11 protein-coding genes are annotated in these 18,041 nt (G+C 72.3%); 7 read left to right on the forward strand and 4 right to left on the reverse strand.

Annotation, left to right across the window (positions count from 1 at the left end; genetic code table 11):
* Positions 1–6: 6 nt before the first annotated feature.
* The 4 genes from HNP84_RS31665 to HNP84_RS31680 form a co-directional block, all read right to left on the reverse strand.
* On the reverse strand, positions 7–2,658 hold the full coding sequence (locus HNP84_RS31665; RefSeq protein WP_185053610.1) for a LuxR C-terminal-related transcriptional regulator: 2,652 nt from the start codon (positions 2,656–2,658) through the stop codon (positions 7–9).
* 223 nt (positions 2,659–2,881) lie between these two features.
* Entirely contained in the window at positions 2,882–4,009 is a 1,128-nt protein-coding gene (locus HNP84_RS56330) for a 2-oxo acid dehydrogenase subunit E2 (RefSeq protein ID WP_185053611.1), read from the reverse strand.
* Positions 4,006–4,992 carry an alpha-ketoacid dehydrogenase subunit beta gene (locus HNP84_RS31675; RefSeq protein WP_185053612.1) on the reverse strand — a complete coding sequence of 329 codons (987 nt, stop codon included), beginning with the start codon at positions 4,990–4,992 and terminating at the stop codon, positions 4,006–4,008. Before HNP84_RS31675 ends, HNP84_RS56330 begins: the two co-directional genes overlap by 4 nt.
* Positions 4,989–5,918 (reverse strand): thiamine pyrophosphate-dependent dehydrogenase E1 component subunit alpha, encoded by a 930-nt coding sequence (locus HNP84_RS31680; protein WP_185053613.1) that lies wholly within the window; start codon positions 5,916–5,918, stop codon positions 4,989–4,991. The genes HNP84_RS31675 and HNP84_RS31680 overlap by 4 nt, the downstream gene beginning before the upstream one ends.
* A 395-nt stretch (positions 5,919–6,313) precedes the next feature.
* Here HNP84_RS31680 and HNP84_RS31685 point away from each other — a divergent pair, with 395 nt between their 5' ends.
* The 7 genes from HNP84_RS31685 to HNP84_RS31715 are packed head-to-tail and all read left to right on the forward strand — an operon-like array spanning position 6,314 to position 18,032.
* A complete protein-coding gene (locus HNP84_RS31685; RefSeq protein ID WP_185053614.1) occupies positions 6,314–11,689 on the forward strand; it encodes a non-ribosomal peptide synthetase/MFS transporter in 5,376 nt (1,791 codons plus the stop codon).
* Positions 11,686–11,865, forward strand: coding sequence for an MbtH family protein (locus HNP84_RS31690; protein ID WP_185053615.1), 180 nt, complete (start codon positions 11,686–11,688; stop codon positions 11,863–11,865). The genes HNP84_RS31685 and HNP84_RS31690 overlap by 4 nt, the downstream gene beginning before the upstream one ends.
* Positions 11,862–12,116, forward strand: a complete 255-nt coding sequence (locus HNP84_RS31695) for a phosphopantetheine-binding protein (protein ID WP_185053616.1) — start codon at positions 11,862–11,864, stop codon at positions 12,114–12,116. The genes HNP84_RS31690 and HNP84_RS31695 overlap by 4 nt, the downstream gene beginning before the upstream one ends.
* Positions 12,113–13,609 carry a class I adenylate-forming enzyme family protein gene (locus HNP84_RS31700; protein WP_312926205.1) on the forward strand — a complete coding sequence of 499 codons (1,497 nt, stop codon included), beginning with the start codon at positions 12,113–12,115 and terminating at the stop codon, positions 13,607–13,609. The genes HNP84_RS31695 and HNP84_RS31700 overlap by 4 nt, the downstream gene beginning before the upstream one ends.
* Positions 13,610–15,202, forward strand: a complete 1,593-nt coding sequence (locus tag HNP84_RS31705; RefSeq protein WP_185053617.1) for a condensation domain-containing protein — start codon at positions 13,610–13,612, stop codon at positions 15,200–15,202.
* Positions 15,199–16,638 carry a condensation domain-containing protein gene (locus HNP84_RS31710; RefSeq protein WP_185053618.1) on the forward strand — a complete coding sequence of 480 codons (1,440 nt, stop codon included), beginning with the start codon at positions 15,199–15,201 and terminating at the stop codon, positions 16,636–16,638. Before HNP84_RS31705 ends, HNP84_RS31710 begins: the two co-directional genes overlap by 4 nt.
* Entirely contained in the window at positions 16,635–18,032 is a 1,398-nt protein-coding gene (locus HNP84_RS31715; protein ID WP_185053619.1) for a condensation domain-containing protein, read from the forward strand. The genes HNP84_RS31710 and HNP84_RS31715 overlap by 4 nt, the downstream gene beginning before the upstream one ends.
* The last annotated feature ends 9 nt before the right edge of the window (positions 18,033–18,041 follow it).

The following is an 18,041-nucleotide window of genomic DNA, read 5'->3' on the forward strand; positions in this document are numbered from 1 at the left end:
GTGGGCTCAGCCGCGGAGCCGGGCGGCCAGCTCACGGCGGGTGGCGATACCGAGTTTCATGTAGACCTGCCGCAGGTGATTGTCGACGGTGCGGACGGAGACGGTGAGTTTCGCGGCTATCTCCTTGCTGGGCATGCCCTGGGAGGCGAGCAGCGCGACCTCCCGTTCTCTCCTGGTCAGCTGCGCGGTCGTCGCCTCGATGGCCAGGGCGGGGGTGCTCGCTCCCTCGCAGCGGGCGGCGAGGGACCGCGCGCGGAGGTCCGCGGCCTGGGCGGCGCGAGGGTCGCCGGTCCGTCTCAGGATCGCGGCGGCGGTGCCGGCGGCCTCGGCCGCCATGAGGTCGGCGCCGATGGTCTCCAGTTCCTCCGCCACGGAGAGCAGGTCGCCCGGGGACTGCGCGGCGAAGGCGGCGGCCAGCCGGGCGCGTACCCGGTAGAAGTGGCCGCCGCTCTCCTCGGCGATCTCGGCCAGGCGTTCCGCCACGTCTCGCGCCCCGCCGAGCCGGGCCACGTCGGTCAGCAGGATGGCCTCGAAGGAGAGCTGCCTCCGGTCTCCGGCCTCCCGCGCCGCGGCGGTGAGCAGGGCTCGGGCCTGGGACAGCTCGCCCTTGGCGGCGAGCACCCAGGCGTGGCCGAGTTGTTCCTCGGGGACCGGAACGGGCCGGGTCAGCCGGCCGTGCTCGGCGAGCGCCGCCTCGGCCGCTTCGAGATCGCCTTGCAGGGCCGCGGACGCCGCCAGCCCGGTGAGCGCCATGGGCAGGAGGATGGCGGTGTGGGGGCGGGACGCGCGGGCGAGCTCCGCGTACCAGCGGCGCGCCTGTGCGGGGTGACCGGCCAGCCACGCCGCCCGTCCCAGATGGAAGGCCAGCAGCTTGTGCTCGGTGCCCGCGTTCTCCTGCACGACCGTATCGTGGGCGAGGCTGCTCACCGACCGGGCTTCGCGCAGGCGTCCGCTCTCGGTCAGGGCCAGGGAAAGGATGGACGCGTGCGCCGCTTCGTGAGTGGTCATGGAGTACGTCTCGGCATCGACGGCCTCGCTGACGGCGATGGCACGCCGGGCCCAGTCCACGGCCTCCTCGCCTCGTCCCGTGAACGACAGTGCCGCCGACATGGTGGTCACGGCGACCAGCCACGTCATCACGTCCGGCCGCTGCCCGTCCCGCAGCCGCAGGGGTTCGAGCAGCGCGATGCTGCGCGCGAACTCGCCCACCGCGAAGCAGCCCGCGGCTTCGGCGACCTGGAGGACGTCACGTCCGAGGGGCGTCGTGACATGGCGGCGGGCGTCGCCGATGATGTCGAGGAGATTCCGGTAGGAGGTGCCGAGCCCCCAGCTGAGGTTCTGGATCCGCAGGAACGCCACGGAGACCACCTCCGGCTCCTCACGGGCCAGCCCCTGGGCCTCCGACAGCACCGCCTCGGCCCGCGCGAACTGCCCCGCCTCGTACAGGGTCTTCCCCAGCAGCAGGCGTAGCCGCACGTCGTACTGGTCCTGGGGGACGGCCTGCAGCAGGGACAGGGCGCGCTGGTACTCGCGTGCGTGGGTGGCGAGAGCCGCGGCCTGGGCGAGCAGCGCGGTGTCCGCGGTTCCGGTGGCGGCCAGTTGGCAGGTGGCCAGATGTATCGCGTCCTCCCGGCGGCGGGCTCCGCTCTCGCGCAGCAGGGCGATGTGCCGCAGCAGCGTCTCCCTGCGGCGCACCGCGGTCATGTCGGCGCGCCTTACCTCTCCGTACAGAGGATGGGCCAGCCGGACGACGGTACGCCGCCGCTCACGGCCGACGACGATCAGTCCTTCCTGTTCGAGCCGGTCCAGGGTCGAGGGGGCGGCCTCCTGGGCGAGCCGGGCCATCGACAGCGGCTCGCAGAGCGCCAGAAGGTCGAGTACGGGCCGGCTCGACGGCGGCGCGGCCGACAACCGGGACCGGATCAGGTCGCGCAGGCGCCGGGTTCCCGACAGGGGGCCCGAGGTCATCTCCCATAACTCGCCATCGCTCGCCAGGGCCCCGGATGCGACCGCCCCGGCCACGAGCTCACGCAGGTAGAGCGGGTTGCCGCCGCTGGCGGTGAACAACTGGCTGACCGTGCTGCTGCCGACGGGCCCGCCGAGGACCCGCTCCAGCAGGATTTCGACCTCTGGGCGCTCGAACTCGGCCAGGTCCACTTGGTGGACGGCGTCACCGCCGGACAACGCCGTCACGATGGTGTCCGGCGGTCCCCCCGAGCGCACGGTGCCGAGCAGAAAGGCCACGCCGGCGTCCATCAACTGTCTCAGCAGAACCGCCGAGGTCGCGTCGAGCAGATGGATGTCGTCGATGAGGAGCACCGTCGCGGACGAATCCGATCCGGGCCGCGACAGGAGCCGGGCCACGGCGGCGAACCCGGCGACGGGATCGGACAGATCGACCTGCGCGGGGAGAAGGTGCGCGATGGCTCCCAGGGGCACCGAGGCGGCGGCGGCCGTGGCCACCGCGCGTCCGACTCGCCGGCCGTGCCGCACCGCCCGCTCCGCGCACTCCTCGGCCAGGCGCGACTTTCCCACCCCGGCGGGACCGAAGATGAGAAAGCCGGTGCTCCTGGGCTCTCGGAGTACCTCGTCGAACGTGTCCAACTGCACCGCGCGGCCCACCAGCGGCCAGCGCCCCAGCACGTCCTCCTGCCGCATCGCACCCCCACCTTCGCGATTCCGCCATGCCGGATTACATGGCGATTTCTGAATGTGCAAAGGATTCCGAGTAGCGACGTTATTTCAGTGAACAGCATGAAGTAACTGTTTCCGGGGATATTCCACTGAACCTGTGTCGACCGCCTTGTTCCCCGCCATCGCCGGCCCGTCGGATCTTGGCCCGCTTCCCTCCTCTGAGCAGGCGGGATGAGGGTGAAAAGGTTCAGGACCGGCCGGGTGACTCCAGGGCCGGTCGCAGCGCGCCCAGGAACTCCGCCGCCTCGCGGCCGTTGACGAACCGGTGGTCGTAGGACAGGCCCAGGGAGACGACCTGCCGGGTCGTGAAGTGGCCGGCGGCGGTCTGAACCACTTCGGAACGCGGCGCGGTGAGAGCGAGCGCGCAGATCTGCCCGGGGAAGACCAGGGGCGCGGCCATGATCACGCCGTTCTCGGTGTGCAGGGTGACCATGATGGCGCCGCCGCGCAGATCCTCCTCCCGGAAACGCCCCTTCATCGCCACCTGGCGCAACCGGGTGAGGTCGCGGGCGATCTCCGCGAGCGTCCGCCCTCCGGCGTCCCGTATCACCGGGACCACCATGCCGTGGCCGACGTCCATGGTCACGCCCACGTCGGCGACGTCGGCCGGGGCGACCCGCCGGGCGTCGACCGGAGTGGCGAAGAAGACCGGGAAGCGGCCGAGCAGGTCGCCGACGGCCTTGACCAGCAGCTCCGGCAGGCCGATCAGCACGCGGGACCGTCTGCTCTCCTCGCGGGCGAACACGAGCGTCTCGGTCACATCGACGCGCATCAGGGTGAACGCGGACGGGATCTCCCGGTGGGACCGCTCCACGGTCTCGGCGATGCGCCGCTGGATCGGCGACGACTCGACGAGGCCGGTCTTCGGCCCCTCCGCCGCATCCGCCATGGGCTCCGGCTCGGCGGGCGCGAGCGCCTCCACGTCGGCGCGGCGGACCACCTTCACCCCGAGCGCGTTGACCCGCTCCATGGGGATGCCGTGCTGGGCGATGAACCGCCGGGCGGGCTCGGTGACGACCGGCTGCCCGGGGGCGGCCGGTTCGGCGGGCGCGGCCGGTTCCGTTCGGGGCGGGGCGGTCTCGCCGTCCCGTTCCAGCCGCGCGATGACCTGACCCGGCGCGCACTCGGCGCCCTCAGGCAGCAGATGCCGCAGCACCCCGTCCTCGTGGGCGGTGAGTTCCTCGATCGCCTTGGAGGTCTCCAGCTCGGCGATCGGGTCGCCCGCCCGTACGGCCTCACCGTCCTTCGCCGTCCACGCGGTCAGCAGGTAGACGCCGTCGTTGTTGTTGAGCTTGGGCACCTGGATCTCGGTCACGAGATCGCCTCCATGATCACGTTCTTGATGCGGCCGGGCTGGAGCAGGACCTCGCGTTCGAGGTGCGGGGCGGCCGGGATGACGCTCGCGGCGGCACCGGCCAGCGTGATCGGGCGGCGCAGCGTGGACCACAGCCGCGGGTGGAGAACCCGGGCGACCTCCGCCCCCCAGGCGCCGCCCTCGGTGCCGTCCTCCAGGACGCAGACGTGCCGGACCCGGTTCAGGCCGGGGAGGTCGGGCACCGGATACAGCCGGGCGGGGACCAGCAGCTCGCAGATCACCTCCTGCTCCAGCATCAGCTCCCATGCGGCGGACAGTGCCCGGTGGACCATCCCGCCGGGGACGATGAGCGTGCAGTCGGGCGCGGGATCGTCATTGTGGAACACCCGGGCGACGCCGCCGACGATCTCGTAGCGGAACAGGTCGTCCACCACGCCGCCGGTGTACATCGCGCTGGTGTAGAGGACCTTGTCCTCGAAGAGCAGGCAGGGCCGCTCGGTCGCGAACATGCCGGCGATCAGCTCCCCGGCGTCGTGGAAGGGGGTGAGCTCGTAGACGTGCAGGCCCGGGACGCCGATGAAGTGCTTTTGCGGGCTCTGGCTGTGGGTGGGCCCGTAGCCGCGGTTGCCCCCGGAGGGGCAGCGGACGATCAGCGGGATCGGTACCGGTCTGCCGTACATGGCGGTGGACTTGGCGGCGAAGTTCACCAGTTGGTCGAAGGCGAGGGCGGCGAAGTCGGCGAACATGATCTCGACGATCGCGGGGCGTCCGGCCAGGGCCAGCCCGGCGCCGACCCCGACGATCGCGTTCTCGCTGATCGGGGTGGACCGGACCCGGTCGCCGAACCGGTCGTACAGGCCCTTGGTGACCTTGAAGGCACCACCGTACGGGTCGCGGACGTCCTCACCCAGCAGGTGCACGCGAGGGTCGGCCGCCATCAGGTCGTGCAGGGCGCCGTTGAGGTGCGCGGAGACGCGGGTCACGGCCCCTCCCACACGGACAGGGGGCGGGCGGACACCTCGGCGGCGACGCGCTCGACCAGTTCGCGCGCTCTCAGGTCGCAGGGTTCGAAGATCTCGGGGTACAGCCGGGCGTAGCGGGTGTACCAGTCGTGCCGCGCGACCCGGGCGATCTCCTCCGGGGTCCTGGTGTCGTCGCCCTTGCTGTGCGGACCGATCCGGTGGGTGGCGAACTCGGCGACGAGCGGCAGGGAGTCCCGGCGCACCGCGGCGACCAGCGGGGCCAGCTCGGCGCGGATGTGCCCGATGTCAGTGGATGTCGTGCGGTGGTGCGGGATGTCGAAGGCGGCGGCGCGGCCCGCGACCGTGCCGGCCATGTGCGCCGCGGCCGGGGTGGACTGGGCGATCCCGTTGTGCTCGACGACGACCAGCAGCGGAACCCGCCACAGCCGCGCCATGTTGAGCGCCTCGTAGACCGCTCCTTCGCCCCAGGTGCCGTCTCCGATGTACACGCAGGCCAGGGCGCCGGTCCCCTTGAGGGTGAGCGCGGTGCCGACCGCGACCGGCAGGCTCTCGCCCTGCACCCCCGTGGACAGGAACCGGTGGTGGTAGATGTGCTGACTGCCGCCGACGCCCGCGCACAGCGCGCCCTGACGGCCCATGATCTCGGCGAGGAGCCCGTACGGCTCGGCGTGGCGGGCGAGGAAGTGGCCGTGCCCCCGGTGGTTGCTGAAGACGAAGTCGGCCTCATCGAGCAGCGGTTTGAGGGCGACCGGCACGTACTCCTGCCCCAGGCAGGTGTGGGTGGTGCCGCTGAGCCGGCCCTTGTCGAACAGGCGGAGCAGGGTCAGCTCGAAGTGCCGGATGAGCAGCAGGAGGTCGAGGTCGGCCTCGGCCGGGGGCGAGAGCGTTTCCCGCTCGGGCGGGGACAGTGCTGGTTGTGCGGTCATCTGGGCGCTCCTCTGCGTCGAGGACGGCATGCGCGACGTCCTACGGGACACGGGTGAATTGGGAGCGCTCCCAAGAGCGTAGGAGCGAGCCCTGGAGCTGTCAACGACGCCCCCGGGCACGATCCAAAGCGAGTCCGGCGGTGTCGCGCCCGTGTCCGGCGTCGTCCGCCGGACACGGGCCGGAGCGAATTCGACGGGATCGCCGCAGCTCCCGAGCCTTCGACCGGGCGGGCATGCGTTCTCCATGCGTTTTCCATGCGGAGCGTCGTTAGGTTGTCCCGTGCCAATTGGGAGCGCTCCCACATGACCCCGGTCGCACATGCAGGGGTTGCGCGGACCGCACGACCGGCCGCGACGACCCCCGACCGCCTCGCCGTCGCCGAAGGGCTGACCTGATGTCTGTCGCGGATCTGTCCGAAGCAAAGAGGGAACTGCTGAGAAACCGGCTGAAAGCCGGGCGGGAGAGCCGGACCATCCCCCGCCGGCCCGAGGGCACCGACCCGCCGCTGTCGCCCACGCAGGAACCGCTGTGGTTCACCGAGCACTTCACGCCGGGCACCTCCACCTACACCGTCGTGCTCGCCGTACGGCTGCACGGCCCCCTCGACGCCGGGCGCCTGACCGAGGCGCTGGCGGCTCTGCCCGTCCGGCACGAGAGCCTGCGCCATCGGTTCCTCGCCACGGACGAGGGGCTGCCCGGCGTCCATGTCGTGGCGGAGGCCGAAGTGCCGCTGGTCAGCACCACCGCCGAGACGGACGAGGAGGTCGTCGCGCTCATCGACGCCGAGAGCGCCATCCCCCTCGATCTCGCCGAGGGCCCGCTGCTCCGGGCCCTGGCGATCACGAAGGACGCCCGCGAGCACGTCCTGGCCCTGCTGGTGCACCACATCGTGGCCGACGGCCAGTCGGCGCAGATCCTCATGCGTGACCTGCTGGCCCTGTACCGCGGCGATGCCCCGCCGCCGCCGATCGTGCGATTCGGCGATGTCGCCCTGTGGCAGCGCGGGCGGAACCTGGACGGCGAGCTGGACTTCTGGCGGCGGGAGCTGTCCGGGCTGCCGCGCGTCGAGCTGCCCACGGATCGGCCGCGTCCGCCGGTGCAGTCGCTCGACGGCGCCACCCATGTCCGCCACCTCCCCGCCGACCTGGTGGACGGCCTCACCGCCCTGGGCGGCGAGCACGGCGCGACGATGTTCATGACGGTGCTGGCCGCCTTCCAGGTGCTGCTGTCACGCATGTCGGGGCAGGACGACTTCGCCGTCGGCACCCCCGTGGCCGGGCGCACCAGGCCCGAGTTCGACGACGTGGTGGGGATGTTCGTCAACACGCTGGTCCTGCGGGCCCGGCTGGCGGACGACCCCGGTTTCGGCGCGCTGCTGGACCGTACCAGGGACACCGTCATCGACGCGCTCGACCACCAGGAGCTGCCCTTCGCCGAACTCGTGACCGCCCTGGAGGTGCCGCGCGACCCGAGCCGGCCTCCGCTGATCGACACGCTGTGCTCGATGCACGACCTCGCCCCCGACCGCGCGGACGACACGGTCTCGGCGTTCCCACTCAAACCGGGATCGGCCAGGCACGACGTGGAGCTGTACGTCGTGCCCGGCGAAGGCGGCGGCCTGAACTGCGCGTTCACCTACCGGACCGCGCTGTTCGACGAGAGCACGATCGCCCGTATGGCCGGCTACCTGGAGGAGTTGCTGCGCGGGGCCGTGGCCGACCCCGCCATGCCGGTCAGCCGCCTGCCCCTGACCGGTGACGCCGGCCTGATCAGCGGATGGAACGACACCGCGGCCGACTTCCCGGCCACCGCCACCCTGCACGGCCTCATCGAGGAGCAGGTCGCCCGCACCCCGGACGCCACCGCCGTGACCTTCGGCGGGCGATCGTGGACCTACCGCGAACTGGACGAGCGGGCCAACCGGATCGCGCACCGCCTCATCGGGCTGGACGTGGGGCCCGGCCGCCTGGTCGCGATCTGTGCCGAACGCTCGCTCGAACTCGTGGCGGGACTGCTCGGCGTCCTCAAGACCGGCGCCGCCTACGTGCCGCTCGACCCGGACTACCCGGCCGACCGGCTGGCGTTCATGCTCTCCGACTCGGCCGCGCCCGTCGTGCTGACCCAGCGGGCCCTGGCGGAGCGGCGGGCCTTCGACGGGGCGGCTGTCCTGCCGCTGGACCGGGCGGCGCTCTGGGACGACCTGCCCGTGACCCCTCCGGAGCCCCGGGGCACCCCGGGCACGGCCGCGTACATGATCTACACCTCCGGTTCCACCGGGCGCCCCAAGGGCGTGCTCAACAGCCACCGCGGCATCGTCAACCGGCTGGACTGGATGCAAAAGCGCTTCCGTCTCACCGGCGAGGACGTGGTGCTGCAGAAGACCCCCGCGAGCTTCGACGTCTCGGTGTGGGAGTTCTTCTGGCCGCTGCTCACCGGCGCGCGGCTGGTGCTGGCCGAACCCGGCGGCCACCGCGACCCCGCCTACCTGTGCGACGTGATCACCACCGAGCGGGTCACCACAGTGCACTTCGTGCCCTCCATGCTCGGCGTCTTCCTCGCCGACGACGGCGCGGCGGGCTGCACCTCGCTGCGCACCATCGTCTGCAGCGGCGAGGAGCTACCCGTCGACCTGGCGGTGCGCTGCCTGCGAACCCTCCCCGCGGAACTGCACAACCTGTACGGACCGACCGAGGCGGCCATCGACGTCTCCGCCTGGCAGTGCACCCTCCCCGCCCTGGAGGGCCGCACCAGCGTGCCGATCGGCTCCCCTATCCAGAACATCACCCTGCACGTGCTCGACCGCCACGGCGAGGCCGTCCCCGTCGGCGTGCCCGGCGAGCTGTACATCGGCGGCGTCGGCGTCGCGCTCGGTTACCACGCACGGCCCGAGCTGACCGCCGAGCGCTTCGCCGGCGGCCGCTATCGGACCGGCGACGCCGCCCGCTGGCTGCCCGACGGGACGATCGAGTTCCTCGGCCGCCTCGACGGCCAGGTCAAGCTGCACGGCCTGCGAATCGAGCTGGGGGAGATCGAGGCGGCCCTGCGCGAGAAGGCCGGCGTGGGCGACGCCGCCGTCATCGTGCGGGAGGACGTGCCGGGCGACCGGCGCCTGGTCGCCTACCTCGTCCCGGCCGCGGGAGCCGGTGAGCCCGAGCCCGCGCAAGTACGGGCGGCGCTCAGGGGCACCTTGCCGGAGTACATGCTGCCGTCGATGTTCGTCACGCTCGGCGCGCTGCCGCTCACGCCCAACGGGAAGCTCGACCGCAAGGCGCTGCCCGTCCCGGCGGCCGGCGGCGACGCGCCGTACGCCGAACCCACGACCGAGCACGAGAAGGCCGTGGCCGGGATCTGGGCCGAGGTGCTGTCCGCGGAGCGGATCGGCGCGGACGACGACTTCTTCGAGCTCGGCGGCAACTCGCTGCTGGCCATCCAGGTCGTCGCCAGGCTGCGCAAGGCGCTCCCGCCGGGATCGGCGCAGGTCGGGTTGGTGGACATGTTCACCCACCGGACCGTGCGGGAACTCGCCGCATTCGCCGGCTCCGCCGGGGGCGAGCGCTCGCTGCTGCAGCGGCTCACTCCGCCCCGCGCGGCGGGCGTCACCCACGTCTGCGTGCCGTACGGGTCGGGCAGCGCCGTGGTCTATCAGCCGCTGGCCGACGCCCTCCCCACCGACCAGGCGCTCTACGCCCTGTCCATTCCCGGCCATGACGCGGGCCTGGACGAGGAGCCGATGGAGTTCGACGAGCTCGCCGCCCGCGCCACCGCCGAGATCCTCGCCATCGAGGGGCCGCTGGTGATCTACGGCCACTGCGGCGTGGGCGCGGCGCTGGCGATCGAACTGGCCACGCGGGTCGAGGCGGCGGGCCGTACCCTGGACGCCGTCTACATCGGGGCGATCTTCCCGTTCGCCCGCCCGCGCGGGCTCGTACGCTCGCTGTCCCGGCTCGGAGTGATCGACCGGCTGCGCAGCAGCCGGAACGAGATCAACTGGCTCAAGGCGCGCGGCGTCGACCTGGAGGAGCTCGACCCCGGCGTGGCCGACCGGATCGTCCGGAACATGCGCCGCGACTCGAAGGTCGCGGAGAAGTACTTCACCCGGCTGTTCGACTTCCCCGACCGGCCGAAGCTGCGCGCCCCGATCATCTCGGTGATCGGCGAACGCGACCCGGTGACCGACTTCTACCAGGAGCGGTACCGCGAGTGGGGCTTCCTCACCGACGTCACCGCGCTGGTCGTACTGGACGAGGGCGGGCACTATTTCCTGCGCTACCGGGCGGAGGAACTGGCCGCCGCCCTGCGCACGCACACCCACATGGAGGTCTCCGGCCGGGCGGCCGAGCGGACCTGGCGGGTGGAGGCGGTCTGGGACGCCACGACGCCGGAGCCCGCCGGGACCCGCGAGGTACGGCCCAGCATGGGCCGTTTCCTCACCGTGGCCGCCAGCCAGCAGATCTCGATGATCGGCTCGGCGCTCGTCGGCTGGGCGCTGCCGCTCACCATTCTCACCGGCTCCGGCTCGATCACGCAGTTCTCCATCCTGGCCGTGCTCAACCTGGCGGGACTGCTGATCTCCCCGCTGGCCGGGGCGATCGTGGACCGGGGCGACCGGCGGCGGGTGCTGCTGCTGGCCGACTGCGCCTCCGCCGCGATCCAGACCGTCCTGGGGGCGCTGATCCTCTTCGGGGACGTCCGGCTGTGGCAGATCTACGTCCTGGTCGCCTCCCTGTCCATCGCGAGCGGCTTCCAGCGCCTGGCCTACACCTCCGCGGTGCCGCAGCTCGTGCCCAAGCACTACCTCGGACACGCCATGGGCGTCACGCAGATGACCAACGGCGTGGCCCAGCTCATCGTCCCGCTCATCGCGGCCGGCCTGCTGGCCTGGATCGGGCTCGGCGGCATCGTCGCCATCGACGTGGCCAGCTACGGGGTCGCGATCGCCGTCGTGCTGCTGGTCCGCTTTCCGGACACGCTGCCGTGGCGGCCGCGCGAACCGCTGAGCACGGAGATCGCCAAGGGCTTCTCCTACACCTGGAACGACCGGGGCCTCCGCGCGATGCTGACCTTCTTCGCCGTGCTCAACATCTTCCTCTCACCGCCACTGCTGCTGGTCGCCCCGCTGGTGCTCTCCTTCGCGACACTCGCCGACGTCAGCGTGATCTCGGTGGTGACCGGCCTGGCCGCCATGCTCGCCGGGCTGACCATGGCCCTGTGGGGAGGCCCGCGCCGGCGGCACTTCCGCGGGGTGCTGATCTCCAGCGTGGCCATCGCCGGCGGCGCCGTCGTCACCGGGCTGAGCCCGTCCCTGGTGGTGGTCGGCGCCGGGGCGTTCGCGCTGACGTACTCCCTGACGCTGATGAACGCCATCTATTCCACGATCGTGCAGCTCAAGGTGCCATTCCGGTTCCACGGCCGGGTCTTCGCGCTGAACACGCTGGTCGCCTGGTCCACGCTGCCGATCGGCATGGGCGTGGTCGCCCCGCTCGGCGCGGCCCTGTTCGACCCGATGCTCGCCCCCGGCGGGGCGCTCGCCCCGACGGCCGGCGCCGTCATCGGTGTCGGTCCGGGCCGCGGGATCGCCTTTCTGTACCTGGTGTGCGCGCTCGGAATGCTGCTGGTGGTGGCCGGGGCCCTGCGGGTGAGGCGGCTGGCCCGTCTCGACACCGACATGCCCGACGCCCTTCCCGACGACCTGGTCGGCTTCGAGACGTTGCGCGACCGCGATCAGGCCCCGCAGGGCCGCATCCCCACGAAGGAGGAGATCCAGGCATGAGGTTCCTGGTGGTGCTCAACGACGAGAAGCAGTACTCGATCTGGCCGGCGGAGCGCGAGCTTCCGGCGGGCTGGCGGGCCGAAGGGTTCGAGGGCGAACAGGAGGATTGCCTGGCCCACATCGGCCGGGTCTGGAGTGACATGCGCCCCCGCAGTGCGCGCCGGGAGGCCGGATGAACCGGGCGCTCGCGGCCAGGCTCGCCGAGCTGGTCCACACCGCCTCCGGCGGGACGCTCGACGCCGGGCTGGTCATGAACTCACGGGAGCCCTTGACCGCGCTCGGCCTCACCTCGCTCGGCCGGCTACGGCTGGTGGACGTGGTCGAGGAGGAATTCGACGTCGTCCTGGACCTTGACGAGGCGCACCTGGACGATTTCCCGTCGCTGGTCCGCCACGTGAGCCGGCACACCACCGAGGACGAGTCGTGATCCCGCGGACGGTCCCCGGCATGCTGGCGCTGCGCGCGGCGCAGGAGCCCGAGCGAATCGCGATCGTGGTCGCGGGCGAGGGGGAGCTGACGTTCGCCCAGTGGGAACGCCGCTCCCACGCCGCCGCGCACGGACTGCTCGACCGCGGGGTACGGCCCGGCGACCGGATCGGCCTGCTCTTCGAAGGCCGGGACTGGATCGACTTCGCCGTCGCCTACTGTGCGGTCCAGCTCGCCGGGGCGGTCGCCGTGCCGGTGCCGGCCCGGCTCGCTCCCGCCGAGGTTCAGCGGCTGCTCGGCCACTGCGGGGCCTGCGCGGTCGTCCACGGTCGTGGGCTGCGGGTTCCCGACGGCGGCGAGCGCTGGACGGCGGCCCCGGCGGATCTGGAGGGCCGGGAGACCCGGCCCGTCGATGCCCGGGTCGGGCCGGACGACCTCGCCCAGATCCTCTACACGTCCGGGACCACCGGCACGCCCAAGGGGGTCGGCGCCACCCACGCGAACCTCACCTTCGGCTGCGAGACGCGCCCGAACCGCCGCAGGTTCCGGCACTCCCGGTACCTGCTGCACGCCTTCCCCATCGGGACGAACGCGGGGCAGACCATGCTGATCAACGCGCTGGACGCCCATCCGGCGATGCTGACGCCGCCCCGGTTCACCCCGGCGCGTTTCGCCCGGCTGATCGCGGCGTACGCGGCCGGCACGGTGTTCGTCGTCCCGGCGATGGCGATCGAGTTCCTCAACTCCGGGATGCACGAGCGGTACGACATGTCCAGCGTGGTGCTGCTCGGCTCGGCGGCCTCGGCCCTGCCCCCCTCGGTGTCGGCACGGCTCGCCGCCGCCTTCCCCAACGCGACGGTGATCAACTACTACACCTCGACCGAGGCGGCCCCCGCCCAGACCATCATGGTCTACGATCCCGCGCGTCCCGGCGCACTCGGCCGGCCCGCGTTCGGCGGCGCGCTACGCGTCACCGGCCCCGACGGCGAGGTGCTGCCGCCGCGGGAAGTCGGCGAGGTGTGGATGAGATCGCCGGCCGCCCCCCGCTCCTACTACCGGGACGAGGGGGCGAACGCCGAGGCGTTCCGCGACGGGTGGGTGCGCATGGGCGACCTCGGCTACCTGGACGCGGACGGTCACCTCCACCTCGTCGACCGGGAGGGCGACGTGGTCAAGTCCGGTGCGTTCAAGGTGTCCACGATCCAGGTGGAGGCCGCGCTGTACGAGCATCCGCAGGTCGCCGAGGCCGCGGTGCTGGGCGTCCCGCACCCGGTGCTGGGCACCGTCCTCGCCGCCGTCGTCGTGCCCCGGTCCGCCGGGGTCTCCGGCGTCGAGCTGCGCGCCTTCCTGATGGACCGGGTGGCCGCCCATGAGCTGCCCGAGCGGGTGCTCATCGTGGACGCCCTCCCCAGGAACCAGTCAGGAAAAGTCATCAAAACAGTGTTGCGGCGGCTGCTTGAGACCGCCACGACCGGCAACCCGGAAGGCACCTGAATGTCCATGTCACTGATGAACGGGTCGGAGCCGGCGTCCCTCGCCCAGCACGGGATGTGGGTGACCGAGCGGGCGGGACTCGGCGGCGCTGTGTACCACATGGCGTTCGCCGTCCACCTCGACGGCCCGCTCGACACGTATCGGATGCTCGCCGCCTGCGGTGCCGTGGTCCGCCGCCATCCCGTCCTCGCCGCGGCCCTCGTGGAACGGGACGGGCGGCTGCACATGGCCCCCGCCGCGGTCCCTCCGAAAATCGGGTACGAGGACCTGTCCGACGGCGGCCCGGCACTCCTGCCGGGTTCGCCGGAGTGGCTCGCGTCCCCGCTGTCGCCCGGCCTGGACCTGAGCACCGGGCCGGTGTCGGCCTTCACCCTGGTCCGGCTGGCCCCGGACCTGCACACGCTGCTGGTGGTCGTCCACCACGCGGTCTGCGACGGCGTGTCCGAGGAACTCCTCCTGCGCGATTTGGCCGCGGCGTACGGCGGCGCCGAACTGCCGCCCTTACCGGTCTCCTACGGCGAGGCGGCGTCCGCCGAGACGGCCAGGGTGGAGGACAAACTGGAGGAGGCGGCGCGGTTCTGGCGGTCGCGCTGGCACGACGAGGAGGACGTGCTGCTCCCCGGCGCCCGCCGCGCCCGGCTGCGCGCGGTCCCCGGCGAGGCGGTGGACCTCGCCCTGGGCGGCGGGGTGGCCGAGACCGCCGAACGCCTGGGGGTCACCCGCTTCGAGTTCACGCTGGCCGCCTTCCAGGTGCTGCTGCACGCCTACGGCAACGAGCGCGCCACGGTGTCGATCGACGTGTCCACCCGGACCGAGCAGACCCGCGAGCACGTCGGGCTGTTCGTCAACGAACTGCCCGTGGCCCTGACGCCGAGCGGCACGTTCGCCGGCTTCGCCCACGTCGTCCGGCGGCAACTCCGCGAGGTCTACCGGCTGCGGGAGGTTCCCGTCGCCCGCGCGCTGGGCGGGATCAGCCCCCGCTCGGCCCTGACCCCGGTCTCGATGAGCTTCCGCCGGGTGGACGACGAGATCGGCTTCGCCGGGCTCGACGCCTCCGTCGAGTTGTCGATGTTCACCGGGTACGTCCGCGGCACCCTGCACCTGCACGCGCTGGACTCCCCCTACGGCATCACCTCCCGGCTCCAGTTCGACCCGGAGGTGCTGGACCGTGCCTCCTGCGAGATGATCGCCGCCGACCTGCGGGCACTGATCGCAGGCGTCGTCGCCCGGCCCGACGCCCCGATCGGCGAGCTGCCCCTGCCGTCCCGCGCAGGCTCGGTCCAGGCGGGCGCCCTGCCCGCGACCGGGGCGTTCCCGGAAGCGGTGCCCGCGTTCGAGCGTGCGGCCGGGACGGAGACCGAGCCGGACGACGACCTCATCGGCGAGGTCACGGCGATCTGGTGCGAGACGCTCAACCGGCCCGACATCAAGCCGGATGACGACCTGTTCGACCTCGGCGGGCACTCCCTGGACATCACCCGGATCGTCGCGCTCGTCCGGGAACGGATGGACGTCGACCTGTCCTTCGAGGTGTTCATCGACGCCCCCACCGTCGCCGGGATCGCCGAAGAGATCGTCAGGTCACGCCGATGACCACGGCGACCACGGTGACCACGGCGACCTGGCGGCGGGCGGTGACGCTGCGGTTCACCGGATCGCGTGGCGGGCAGGGCCCGGCCACCTGGGGGCAGCGCGCCATCTGGCGGCTGATCCACCGGCTGGGCGAGGCCGACCCCTTCTACAACATCCCCTGGACCCTGCCGATCGCCGGCCGGGCCGGCCTGGGGACCGTACTCGACGCACTGCGCACGCTCGTCGAGCGGCACGAGGCCCTCCGCACCACCTGCGAGCAGACGCCCGCCGGGCTGGTGCAGCGGGTGGCGCGCACGGGCGAGCTGACGGTCGGCGTCTTCGACGCGTCCGGCGCCAGGCCGCTCACCGAGGCCAAGAGGATCGCCGCCGACCTGGCCGCCAAGACGTTCGACTACGGGGTGGACCTGCCGGTGCGGTGCGCCGTCGTGCTCGAAGGCGACCGGCCCCGGGCCATCGCCTTCGGCCTGTCGCACCTGGCCGTCGACGGCTGGGCCCTGGATCTCATCGCCGGCGAGTGCCGGGCCCTCATCTTCGGGGACGACCTGCCCGAACCCTCCTGGCAGCCGTTGGACCAGGCGGCGTTCGAACAGGGCCCCCGAGGCGCCGCCCGGGGAGAACGGTCACTGCGTCACTGGGAGTCGCTGCTGCGCCAGGGCCCGCTGAATCTGTTCGACCTCCCCCGGGTCATCCCCGAGGAGCCGCGGTTCGTCCGGCTCGGCATGGAGTCGGCCGCCGCCGCCCGGGCCGCGCGGACGCTGGCGGAACGTTGGTCGATCAGCACGGCGAGCGTGCTGACCGCCGCCTCCGTGACGCTCCTGGCCACGGTGACCGGCCACTCTGACCTCAACATGCAGCTCGTCGTGTCGAACCGGCACATTCCGCGGATCGGCCGGATGGTGGGCACCGCCGTACAGGATGGACTGGTCTTCTTCCGTCTGGGCGGGACGACCTTCGGCGAGGTCGCACGGCGGACGCACCGGCAGGCGCTGCTCGGCTGCCGCAACGCGTACTACGACCCGGTCGCCTGGGACGCGCTGCGCCGAAGGGTGGGCCGGGAACGCGGCGGCGCCCTCGACATCTCGGCCTACTTCAACGACACCCGGCCCACCGGGGACTGGCCGGACCTGCCCGAGGGCGGCCCGGCCGTGCCGGCCGCGCCCGCCAGGACCTTCGTCGTCGGCGCGTGGCGGCGGGTGGACGCCACCGTCGTCTTCTCCACCGGCCCCGCCACCCACACCGGCCAGTTCTACCTGGTGACCGACACCGCGTGCGTGCCCCGGGCGACGGCCGAGGCCATGCTGCGCGGGCTGGAGACCCTGCTGATCCGCGCTGTGATTCAGGACGTGCCGTTGGAGGAGGTCGCCGCGCTGTGCGGGCTCGGCCCGCTGCGGCGCCGGCCGGCCGCACCGCTCGCGGCGGGGAAGGAGACACGATGACCGGAGCCGACCGGCGCCAGGCGCTGCTCACCCGGCTCGCCGAACTGCCGCCCGAGCAGCGCGACGCGCTGCACGCGTCCCTCCTGCGCCGGCCGCGCGAGCGTACCTGGCCGCTCACCCGCCAGCAGGAGCAGTTCTGGTACATCAACCAGTTCGCCAAGGACCCGGCCGGCAGCTCGTACCACATTCCATGGTGCGTTCGGCTGCGCGGGCCGATCGACCAGGAGGCCCTGGCCACCGCCCTCACCCGGATCGTCGAGCGGCATCACACGCTCCGGGTGCGGTTCCGGCTGGTAGACGACCGGCTCGTGCAGGTCCTCATGCCTCCCGAACCGGTGCCGCTGCCCCTGCTCGACGTCGCGGACGAGGAGGAGGCCGCCCTGGCCGCCTTCATCGACCGGCCGTTCGACCTGGAGAACGATCCGCCGTTGCGGGCGGCGCTGCTGCGCCTGGCGGACGACGAGGCCGTACTGTGCGTCGTGCTGCACCACATCGTGGCCGACGCCTGGTCGCTCAACATCCTGCTGCGGGAGATGGCCGAGTGCTACACGGCCCGGTGGGAGGGGCGGGAGCCGGATCTGCCGGAGCTGCCGATCCAGTTCCCCGACTTCGCCGCCGAGGACGGCCGGCGGGACCATTCGGCGGCCCTGGAGCACTGGACCCGTACGCTCGCCGGCTCGGTCCCCCTGGACCTGCCGATCGACCGTCCCCGCCCGCCGCGGTGGACGGGCCACGCGGACGAGGAGCACTTCCGGATCAGTGAGGAGGCCGTCGTCCGGCTGGAGGAGGCCGCCCGCCGGGAACGCGGCACGTTGTTCACCGCGATGGTCACGGCCTACCAGGTCGCCCTCGGGTTGCTGGCCGGCCAGGACGACGTGTGCGTCGGCGTGCCCACCGTCGGGCGGGCCCGAACCGAGCTGGAGCCGCTGATCGGCTGCTTCTCCACGGTCATCGTGATGCGCGCGGACCTGTCCGGCGACCCGGCCTTCCGCGAGCTGCACCGCCGTACCCGGGTCGCGCTGCTGCGCGGGCTCCAATACCCGGACATGCCGTGGGAGCGGCTCTTCGAGTCGCTGGGCCGCGCCCGTGACCTGAGCCGCCCGTCGCTGTACCAGGTCATGTTCAACCTGCTCAACGTTCCGGGCGACGACCGGTCGCGCACCACGATGGCCGACCTGGAGATCGAGTTCTTCCAGCCCCGCAGGCGCTACACGCACTCGGAGCTGGACGCGCTGACCGTGCGGGATCCAGTGGGACTGGGCGGAGTCTTCATCTACAACCGCGACCAGTTCTCGGCCGCCACCGTACGGCGGTTCATCGCCGCCTTCATGGGCGTGGTGGTACGCGCCGGCGCCGACCCGGATCTACGCATTTCACAGATGAAGGGACATTGACATGAGAGG

This window comes from Thermocatellispora tengchongensis (assembly GCF_014202315.1).
GTDB classification, from domain to species: domain Bacteria; phylum Actinomycetota; class Actinomycetes; order Streptosporangiales; family Streptosporangiaceae; genus Thermocatellispora; species Thermocatellispora tengchongensis.